The following is a 9,194-nucleotide window of genomic DNA, read 5'->3' on the forward strand; positions in this document are numbered from 1 at the left end:
GCGTACGGATACCGGCCGCAGCCGCCTCCTCGGGGCGGCAGCCACGCTGCGGAAGGGTGATCGTCCTTGACGCGGCGACCGGCGGGGAGGACCGTGGGGCCTTATGAGGGGCGAACCCAGTTGCCCGAAGTGCGGTGGCCGGGTCAGGGCGCCCGGTCTCTTCGCCGACGCCTGGCAGTGCTCCGCGCACGGCCAGGTGCACCCGATGCAGCCGGTCGTCCCGCCGAGCGTCGAGGCGCTCGGCGTGGTGGTGCACCGCTCGCAGGTGCCCGTCTGGATGCCGTGGCCGCTCCCCGTGGGCTGGCTGTTCACCGGTGTGGCGAGTGCGGGTGACGACCGCAGCGGCGGCCGTGCGACCGTCGTCGCCTGCTCGGGCCCCGGACCGCTGGGGGGCATGGGCGAGATGCTGCTCGTCGCCGAGGAGCTGGGGGTCGGGCTTGGTGCCCGGTACGCCGGGATCGACGGCCTCGACCCCGGCAACCGGCTGAACGTCGACGGGGCCCCCGATGCCAAGGTCCACGCCGCCGGCCGCCCCACCCCGCTCTGGCACGTCCGGAACGCCCCCGAGGACCGGGCGGTCTTCGCGGGCGAGGCGCGCGGTCTCTGGCTCTGGGCGATCCTGTGGCCCGAGCAGTCGGGGCTGCTGCTCTACGACGAGCTGGTGCTGACGGATCTGCGGGACGCCGGGGGAGAGGTCGACCTCGTCCCCTGCGGCGCGCTGACCCCCCGCCTCCTCGCCGTCCCGGAGTCCCCGCCCCGGCAGGGGAACAACGGGGAGCGGTAGGCCCCGGGGGCGGAGTGCGCGCGGGGTGTACGCAGCCGTGGCCGGCCCCCGGGAGCGTACGCGGACGGGGCGTGATGCGCGGCGGCCCGTGCGTGGCGGTCGTCTCTCCGCGGGCGGCCGGGGGCCCGGTGTGCGGCGGTTATCCTTGAGCGGTCCCCCGTCCGCCCGCGAGCCCTGGAGTCATACGTCGTGCGCATCGACCTGCACACCCACTCCACCGCTTCGGACGGTACGGACACCCCCGCCGAGCTGGTCGCCGGCGCCGCCGCCGCGGGGTTGGACGTCGTCGCGCTCACCGACCACGACACCGTCGGCGGCCACGAGCAGGCCATCGACGCGCTGCCCGAGGGGCTCACCCTGGTCACCGGCGCCGAGCTGTCCTGCCGACTCAACGGGGTGAGCCTGCACATGCTGGCGTACCTCTTCGACCCCACCGACCCCGAGCTGGAGCGCGAGCGCGAGCTGGTACGCGACGACCGGGTGCCCCGCGCCCAGGAGATGGTCCGCAAGCTCCGCGCCCTCGATGTCCCCATCACCTGGGAGCAGGTCGCCCGGATCGCCGGGGACGGCTCGGTCGGCCGCCCGCACGTGGCCGCCGCCCTCGTCGAGCTGGGCGTCGTGGACACCGTCTCCGACGCCTTCACGCCCGAGTGGCTGGGCAACGGCGGCCGGGCCTATGCCGAGAAGCACGAGCTGGACCCCTTCGAGGCGGTCCGGCTCGTCAAGGCGGCGGGCGGGGTCACGGTCTTCGCCCACCCGGCGGCCGCCAAGCGCGGTGAGGTGGTCCCCGAGGCCGAGCTGGCCGCGCTCGCCGACGCGGGCCTCGACGGCATCGAGGTCGACCACATGGACCACGACGGGCCCACCCGGGCCCGGCTGCGCGGTCTCGCCCGGGAGCTGGGTCTCCTGACCACCGGCTCCAGCGACTACCACGGCAGCCGAAAGACCGTCCGGCTCGGCGAGTACACCACCGACCCGGAGATCTACGGCGAGATCACCCGGCGCGCCACGGGAGCCTTCCCGGTGCCGGGCGCGGGCGGAGCAGGCCGCCGCTAGAGGGTGTCCGACACCTGCCCGCGACGCCGCGGACAAGTGCCCGGCAGCCCCCGGGGCCTCACGGACCCGCCCCCTCCCTTACCGCACCACGTTCCACTCCCGCGCCCCCTTGCCCGCCGCCGTCGTGCGCCGACGGCGGACCGGACAGGCCCGCACACCTCCGTACCACCCGCTCATCTCTCGCAAGGCTCACTGTGTTCGACGTCGCTGTCTTCGGATCCCTTTTTCTCACCCTTTTTGTGATTATGGATCCGCCCGGAGTCACTCCGATCTTTCTGGCCCTCACCGCGGGCCGCCCCGCCAAGGTGCAACGCAGGATGGCGCTCCAGGCCGTGGCGGTCGCCTTCGGTGTGATCGCCGTCTTCGGTCTGCTGGGCCAGCAGATCCTGGACTACCTGCATGTCTCCGTGCCCGCCCTGATGATCGCGGGCGGACTTCTGCTGCTGCTCATCGCGCTGGACCTGCTGACCGGCAAGACGGAGCAGCCGACGCAGACCAAGGACGTCAACGTGGCGCTCGTACCGCTGGGCATGCCGCTGCTGGCCGGCCCCGGTGCCATCGTCTCGGTCATCCTGGCCGTGCAGCACGCCGACGGTTTCGGCGGCCAGCTCTCCGTGTGGTCCGCGATCGCGGCCATGCACGTGGTGCTCTGGCTGACGATGCGCTACTCGCTGGTGATCATCCGGATCATCAAGGACGGCGGGGTGGTCCTGGTGACCCGGCTCGCCGGGATGATGCTCTCGGCCATCGCCGTACAGCAGATCATCAACGGCGTCACGCAGGTCATCCAGACCTCCTGAGTCCGCGCCTTCACCGCACCACTGCGCCCCCGCACGGTCCTTCCGTGCGGGGGCGCCTTTCCTTCGGTGGTGCGTGGGGGCGTTACGAAGCCGCGCTTTCGGCCGGTCGTATGTAGATGCGCTGGCCCATCGCCGCGGCCTGCCGCACGATCCCGTTGACGGAGGCGGCGTCCACGACGGTGCTGTCCACGGCGGTACCGTCGACGTCGTCGAGTCGCATGATCTCGAAGCGCACAGGGCTTCCCTTCGTCTCGTCCGTTCCTTGCATGTGACAACGGCTTACCAGGTGCAAACATTCCCTACGCTAAGGAAATTTTTTGGATGTCTAAGTACCCGGCGGATATCGCGGAGCGCCTGGACCGCACCAACGAGCTGCTTCAGCGCATGCTCGTGGAGGTCGCCAAGACCCCCTCCACGCACGCCATCTTCGTGGACGCGGGCTATGTGTACGCCGCGGCCGGGTTGCTCGTCACCGGCACCGAGGACCGCCGCTCCTTCGACCTGGACGCGGAGGGGCTGATCGACGCCCTCATCGACCGGGCCCGCACGATCTTCGCGGACAGCCGGCTGCTGCGCGTCTACTGGTACGACGGGGCCAGACGCCGCATCCACACCACCGAGCAGCAGGCCATCGCCGAACTGCCGGACGTCAAGGTGCGGCTGGGCAACCTCAACGCCAACAACCAGCAGAAGGGCGTCGACTCCCTCATCCGCACCGACCTCGAATCGCTCGCCCGGCACCGCGCCATCAGCGACGCGGCCCTCATCGGCGGCGACGAGGACCTGGTCTCGGCGGTCGAGGCCGCCCAGGGGTACGGGGCCCGCGTCCACCTCTGGGGCATCGAGGCGGCCGAAGGCCGCAACCAGGCCGAACCGCTCCTCTGGGAGGTCGACAGCCAGCGCACCTTCGACCTCGACTTCTGCCGCCCGTACGTCACCCGGCGCCCGGTCACCACGTACGAGGACGACACCCCGGCCCCCTCCCGGGAGGACGTCCGCTTCGTCGGCGCCCAGATCGCCGCCGCCTGGCTCGCCGCCCGCGGCCGCGAATCCCTCGTCGACCTGCTGCCCGGCCACCCCTACCTCCCGGGCTCCGTCGACCAGGACCTGCTGGTCGAGGCCGAACGCCTGCTCCAGCACTCCCTGCGCGGCCACGCCCACCTGCGCCGGGCGCTGCGCGACGGCTTCTGGCAGCACCTCCAGGCGCAGTTCTGACCCTCCGTGGGGCCCGGTGGCCTCAGGCCGCCGGAACGGTGTCCCAGAACGCGGCGAGCGCCGACGCCGTCTCGTGCGGGCGGGCGGTGTTGGGGGAGTGCTCGGCCCCGGCGACCGTGGTGCGGTGTGCCGTGAGCCGCCGGGCCATCGCGTCGAACTGCTCCACCGGCCATACGTCGTCACGCTCGCCGGACAGGACGTGGACGGGCAGCCCGAGAGCGGCCAGTTCGGCCACCCGGTCCGGTTCGGCGGCGAGCTGGGCGCCTGTGGCGATGAGCTGGGCCGGGTTGTGGCGCAGCCAGCGGCGGCGCATGTCCTCGCCGTCGCCGGTGTCCGCGTCCTGCGGCGGGTCCAGGGCCCGCATCGCCTCCCACACCTCGTCCATGGTGAGCACGGCGAGCGCGTCGCCGAGCATCTTCACCTTCTGCTGCTGGGCGGGGACGACCGCGGCGGGCCCGGAGGACATCAGGGTCAGCGAGCGGAACGGGGTGGCGTCCAGCAGGACCGCCGCACGGGAGATCTGGCCACCGAGCGAGTGCCCGAGCAGGTGCAGCGTCCCACCCCCGCCGGTCAGGGCCGCCGCCTGGGCGAGCACATCGCGGGCCAACTCGTCCTGGGCGTAATCCTCCTGGCGGCCCGTCCCCTCCGACTCGTACTGCCCGCGCCCGTCCACGGCGACGACCCGGTACCCGGCCGCGCACAGCGGTTCGAGCAGCGCGATGAAGTCCTCCTTGCTCCCGGTGTACCCGGGCAGCAGGAGGGCGGTGGCGCGGGCGGGAGCGTCCGGTGCGGCGTCCAGGACGGCGAAGTCCCCGCGCTCGGTACGCAGGACGCGGGCGGTGGCGCAGGAGGGCGGTGTGAAGGTGGGCGGGCGGCTCATGGGGCGAGGCTATCGCCGCGACCGGGCCGGGGGCACGACGGGGGAGCCGGAGGGGGTGCGGCGCTGAGGGCGGGCGGCGGGCCGCCGTGGGGGCCGCCGGGACCCGGGCAGCCCGTGCGGCGCGCCGGGGCCCGGCCGGGACGCCGGGGCTACCGCCGGATCCGACGGCTGCCCGTGGCCGCCCGGGTGCCACAGGGCCTGCCCGGTGCCCCCTGCGGTGCTCAGCCGGCCCGTCGACTGCGGCCCGTAGCGCGTCCGGCAGCCGGAACGGCCCCGGCCCCCGCGGGTGAGTGCGGGGGCCGGGGCCGTGGGTGGAGCAGGCGGGGCGTCAGCTCTCGGTCGAGGCCGTCGCCTTGCCGGCGGCGCGGGTGGCGCGGCGGCGGCGCGGCTTCGTCTCGGCGGCGGCCTCGCTCACCACGGCCTCGGCCTCGGAGACCACGGCGGCCTCCTGGGTCGCGGTCGAGGTGACGCTCCGGGTCGCGCGGCGACGACGGGGCTTGGCCTCCACCTCGGCGGCGGGAGCCTCCGGCGCGACGGCCTCGGCCGGGGCCTCGGCGTTGGTCGCGCTCCGGGTGGCCCGGCGGCGACGGGGCTTGGCCTCGGTCTCGTCGGTGGCCGGGGCCTGGGGCGTGACCGTCTCGGCCTCGGCGTCGCTCGCGGCGCGGGTGGCGCGGCGGCGACGGGGCTTCGTCTCGGTCTCGTCGGTGGCCGGGGCCTGAGGCGCGGCCGCCTCGGCGGTGGCCGCGGCCTTCGCCCGGGACGCCCGCTTCGGCTTCGACTCGGTCTCCGCGACCACTTCGGCCTTCGGCTTCGACTCGGCCTTCGGGGTGGCCTCGGCCTTCGGGCGGCTCGTGGCGCGGGCCGGGCGGCGACGGGTCTTCGCCTCCGGTTCCGGCTCGGAGGGCGGCGCGATCTGGAAGTCCACCTCGTCGGCGGGTCGCACGATCCGGGCGCGGCGGCGCGGCCGGGTCGCGACCGGCTCGGCGACCGGCTCCGCGATGCCCGCGGCGGCCGCCACGGTCTGGAACCCGGCCTCGGCCGGGGCAGCGGCGGCGGGAATCTGCGCCACCGGCTCGGCGGCCACCGGCTTCGCGGCGGCGCGGCTGCGACGGCGGCGCGGCTTGGCCTCCACGACCGGCTCCGCGACCTGCTCGGCCACGGCGGTCGCCACCGGTTCGGCCGCGACCTCGGCGGCCGGGGCGGGAGCCGCCGGGGCGTCGGCGACCGCCACGGACGCCTCGGTCAGGGGCTCGGTCACGGGGTCGGCCGCGCCCACCCGCGTACGGCGGCGGCGGCGCGGGGTGCGGGCCGGGGCCTCGGACGGCTCGTCACCGGCCGGGGCGACCGGCGCGGCCTCCTTGGCGGGGGCCGGGACCGTCGCCGCGGACTCCGACACGGTGGACCCGCCACGGGTGCGGCGGCGCTGGCGCGGCGTACGCGTACGGGGCTCGCGCTCCTCGCGGTCCGGCGCCGGGGCGGCGGACCTGCGGCCGCGGCCACCGGTCTCGCCCAGGTCCTCGACCTCCTCGGCGCGCAGACCGGCACGGGTCCGCTCGGCGCGCGGCAGGATGCCCTTGGTGCCGGCCGGGATGCCCAGCTCCTCGAAGAGGTGCGGCGAGGTGGAGTACGTCTCCGGGGGGTCCGGGAACTTCAGGTCCAGCGCCTTGTTGATCAGCTGCCAGCGCGGGATGTCGTCCCAGTCGACCAGCGTGATCGCGGTGCCCTTGGCGCCCGCCCGGCCGGTGCGGCCGATGCGGTGGAGGTAGGTCTTCTCGTCCTCAGGCGACTGGTAGTTGATGACATGGGTCACACCCTCGACGTCGATGCCGCGCGCGGCGACATCAGTGCAGACGAGGACGTCGACCTTGCCGTTGCGGAAGGCGCGCAGCGCCTGCTCGCGGGCGCCCTGGCCGAGGTCGCCGTGGACCGCGCCGGAGGCGAAGCCGCGCTTCTCCAGCTGCTCCGCGATGTCGGCCGCCGTCCGCTTCGTCCGGCAGAAGATCATCGCCAGCCCGCGGCCCTCGGCCTGGAGGATCCGCGAGACCATTTCGGGCTTGTCCATCGAGTGCGCGCGGTAGACGTGCTGGACCGTGTTCTTGACGGTCGTGCCCTCGTCGTCCGGCGAGGTGGCGTTGATGTGGGTCGGCTGCGACATGTAGCGGCGGGCGAGGCTGATGACGGCACCGGGCATGGTGGCCGAGAACAGCATCGTCTGGCGCTTGGCCGGCAGCATCGTGATGATGCGCTCGACGTCGGGCAGGAAGCCCAGGTCCAGCATCTCGTCGGCCTCGTCGAGGACGAGCCCGCGGATGTGGGAGAGGTCCAGCTTGCGCTGGCCCGCCAGGTCGAGCAGTCGGCCCGGGGTGCCGACGATCACGTCGACGCCCTTCTTGAGGGCCTCCACCTGGGGCTCGTACGCCCGGCCGCCGTAGATCGCGAGAACGCGGACGTTACGGACCTTGCCGGCGGTCAGCAGGTCGTTGGTGACCTGGGTGCACAGCTCGCGGGTGGGGACGACGACGAGCGCCTGGGGGGCGTCGGTCAGCTCTTCGGGCTTCGCGCGCCCCGCCTCGACGTCGGCGGGGACGGTGACGCGCTCCAGGAGGGGGAGTCCGAAGCCGAGCGTCTTGCCGGTGCCGGTCTTGGCCTGGCCGATGACGTCGGAGCCGGAGAGCGCGACGGGGAGCGTCAGCTCCTGGATGGGGAAGGGGGACATGATGCCGACTGCCTCGAGGGCTTCGGCCGTCTCGGGAAGAATGCCGAGGTCGCGGAACGTAGTCAGGGTGCTGCCTCTTCTGTGAGACGCGGCCCGAGGCGAACGCTGGGGGTCGTACCGTGCCGGGTTGGTCATCCGGCCGTGGGAGGCCGGGTGGCGCGGGACCACTGCCGTCGCTCGAGCGCTCGTGCCGCTGAGGGGGCCCCTCAATTGCAGTCGTACGTGTCGTACGCACCGCGTGGAGGGCTGTCGGGTCGGAGCCGATCGGGCCACCGACCGGGCATCCTCATTCAAAGGACGCGCCCCTGGCACAGGAAATGCTCAGTAAGCGCAATACCACTGTACCCCGGATTCGCGCATGTGTGTTGGACGAATTCATCGGAACGGTGTGATGTCCACTGTCGGCCGGGCCCTTCCGCCCCTCGTCGGGCGGGCTATTGTGCGGTCCATGGAGACGCCTGACAACGCCACTGAACACCCCGAAGAAACGCCTGGAGCGACCGGAATCGCCGCCCAGGACTGGGCCACCGCCGCCGCGGAACCGCAGTACCGCGCCGCCGTCGTGGACCTGCTGGGCGCCCTCGCCTACGGCGAGCTGGCCGCCTTCGAGCGTCTCGCGGAGGACGCGAAACTCGCGCCGACCCTCGGGGACAAGGCGGAGCTGGCGAAGATGGCCGCCGCCGAGTTCCACCACTTCGAGCGGCTGACCGAGCGGCTCGGCGCCATCGACGAGGACCCCACCACCGCGATGGAGCCCTTCGCCAAGGCGCTCGACGACTTCCACCGCCAGACGGCCCCGTCCGACTGGCTGGAGGGGCTGGTCAAGGCGTACGTCGGTGACTCGATCGCCAGCGACTTCTACCGGGAGGTCGCGGCCCGGCTCGACTCCGACACCCGCGCCCTGGTTCTCGCCGTGCTCGACGACACGGGCCACGGCAACTTCGCCGTGGAGAAGGTGCGCGCCGCCATCGAGGCCGACCCGCGCGTCGGCGGGCGGCTCGCGCTCTGGGCCCGCCGACTGATGGGCGAGGCGCTCTCGCAGGCCCAGCGGGTGGTCGCGGACCGCGACGCGCTCTCGACGATGCTGGTGGGGGGCGTCGCGGGCGGGTTCGACCTGGCGGAGGTGGGCCGGATGTTCTCCCGGATCACCGAGGCCCACACCAAGCGCATGGCCGCGCTGGGGCTGGCCGCGTAACCCCCTGGGGCTACTGGGCCGCCGCCGACCTCGTGAGGCGGCGGCCGCGCGGGCGGATCAGCAGCGACAGCGTCACCGCCCCGACAGAGACGGCGCCGATCAGCGTCGCCACCCCGTGGCCGGGGCCCAGCGCCGAGTGGGTGAGGAACGCCCCGAACAGCGCCCCCAGCGCGCCGGTGGCGTAGACCGCACGGGCGGACGGAAGCCGTCCGGACAGGGAGCGGAGAGCCGCCCAGGACAGGACGAGTCCCAGCATGGTGGCGCCGAAGGATTCCCAGAGCACGAAGGATCACCTCGCGGGGGTGTGCGGGGCAGGCGAATCGGTCGTAGGCGGTCCTACCCGTGGCCCACGCCTCACAACCCTCCGCCGAGCTGGGGAAACCCGTACGGGTAGGGCTTGCCCCACCAGGGCGTGCGGCAGCCCCGAGCCGGGTAGCGGGCGCCTGGGGCCCGGCGGTGGGGGGGGGGGGGGGGGGGGGGGGGGGGGGGGGGGGGGGGGGGGGGGGGGGGGGGGGGGGGGGGGGGGGGGGGGGGGGGGGGGGGGGGGG

9 protein-coding genes are annotated in these 9,194 nt (G+C 74.0%); 5 read left to right on the forward strand and 4 right to left on the reverse strand.

Features of this window, described 5'->3' with window-relative positions:
* The first annotated feature begins 103 nt into the window (after window positions 1–103).
* The 3 genes from AC0682_RS15080 to AC0682_RS15090 all read left to right on the forward strand — a co-directional run bounded on the left by AC0682_RS15080 (window position 104) and on the right by AC0682_RS15090 (window position 2,640).
* Window positions 104–784: a DUF6758 family protein gene (locus AC0682_RS15080; RefSeq protein WP_478533191.1), complete on the forward strand. Its 681-nt coding sequence runs from the start codon at window positions 104–106 to the stop codon at window positions 782–784.
* Window positions 785–973: 189 nt separating this feature from the next.
* Window positions 974–1,840 (forward strand): PHP domain-containing protein, encoded by an 867-nt coding sequence (locus AC0682_RS15085; protein WP_478533192.1) that lies wholly within the window; start codon window positions 974–976, stop codon window positions 1,838–1,840.
* A 194-nt stretch (window positions 1,841–2,034) separates the two neighbouring features.
* Window positions 2,035–2,640 (forward strand): MarC family protein, encoded by a 606-nt coding sequence (locus AC0682_RS15090; RefSeq protein ID WP_478533194.1) that lies wholly within the window; start codon window positions 2,035–2,037, stop codon window positions 2,638–2,640.
* A gap of 82 nt (window positions 2,641–2,722) precedes the next feature.
* On the opposite strand, the gene AC0682_RS15095 is transcribed toward AC0682_RS15090, so the two are convergent.
* Window positions 2,723–2,875 carry a hypothetical protein gene (locus tag AC0682_RS15095; RefSeq protein WP_478533196.1) on the reverse strand — a complete coding sequence of 51 codons (153 nt, stop codon included), beginning with the start codon at window positions 2,873–2,875 and terminating at the stop codon, window positions 2,723–2,725.
* Window positions 2,876–2,961: 86 nt separating this feature from the next.
* On the opposite strand from AC0682_RS15095, the gene AC0682_RS15100 reads away from it, so the two are divergent.
* Entirely contained in the window at window positions 2,962–3,855 is an 894-nt protein-coding gene (locus AC0682_RS15100; protein ID WP_478533197.1) for an NYN domain-containing protein, read from the forward strand.
* A gap of 22 nt (window positions 3,856–3,877) precedes the next feature.
* Here the strand turns inward: AC0682_RS15100 and AC0682_RS15105 are convergent, their stop codons facing one another.
* A complete protein-coding gene (locus AC0682_RS15105; RefSeq protein ID WP_478533198.1) occupies window positions 3,878–4,735 on the reverse strand; it encodes an alpha/beta fold hydrolase in 858 nt (285 codons plus the stop codon).
* Window positions 4,736–5,063: 328 nt separating this feature from the next.
* Window positions 5,064–7,451: a DEAD/DEAH box helicase gene (locus tag AC0682_RS15110; RefSeq protein ID WP_478533199.1), complete on the reverse strand. Its 2,388-nt coding sequence runs from the start codon at window positions 7,449–7,451 to the stop codon at window positions 5,064–5,066.
* Between the two features lie 448 nt (window positions 7,452–7,899).
* On the opposite strand from AC0682_RS15110, the gene AC0682_RS15115 reads away from it, so the two are divergent.
* On the forward strand, window positions 7,900–8,646 hold the full coding sequence (locus AC0682_RS15115; RefSeq protein WP_478533200.1) for a ferritin-like fold-containing protein: 747 nt from the start codon (window positions 7,900–7,902) through the stop codon (window positions 8,644–8,646).
* 10 nt (window positions 8,647–8,656) lie between these two features.
* Here AC0682_RS15115 and AC0682_RS15120 read toward each other — a convergent pair whose 3' ends face one another.
* Window positions 8,657–8,929 (reverse strand): hypothetical protein, encoded by a 273-nt coding sequence (locus AC0682_RS15120; protein WP_254811742.1) that lies wholly within the window; start codon window positions 8,927–8,929, stop codon window positions 8,657–8,659.
* Between the last annotated feature and the right edge of the window lie 265 nt (window positions 8,930–9,194).

The organism is Streptomyces sp. NPDC043746 (assembly GCF_056436485.1).

Excerpts from the sequence above, each read along its gene's own strand:
- AC0682_RS15115 (WP_478533200.1), top strand. The coding sequence starts at position 7,900 with ATGGAGACGCCTGACAACGCCACTGAACACCCCGAAGAAACGCCTGGA.
- AC0682_RS15110 (WP_478533199.1), bottom strand. The coding sequence starts at position 7,451 with ATGTCCCCCTTCCCCATCCAGGAGCTGACGCTCCCCGTCGCGCTCTCC.
- AC0682_RS15080 (WP_478533191.1), top strand. The coding sequence starts at position 104 with ATGAGGGGCGAACCCAGTTGCCCGAAGTGCGGTGGCCGGGTCAGGGCG.
- AC0682_RS15100 (WP_478533197.1), top strand. The coding sequence starts at position 2,962 with ATGTCTAAGTACCCGGCGGATATCGCGGAGCGCCTGGACCGCACCAAC.
- AC0682_RS15105 (WP_478533198.1), bottom strand. The coding sequence starts at position 4,735 with ATGAGCCGCCCGCCCACCTTCACACCGCCCTCCTGCGCCACCGCCCGC.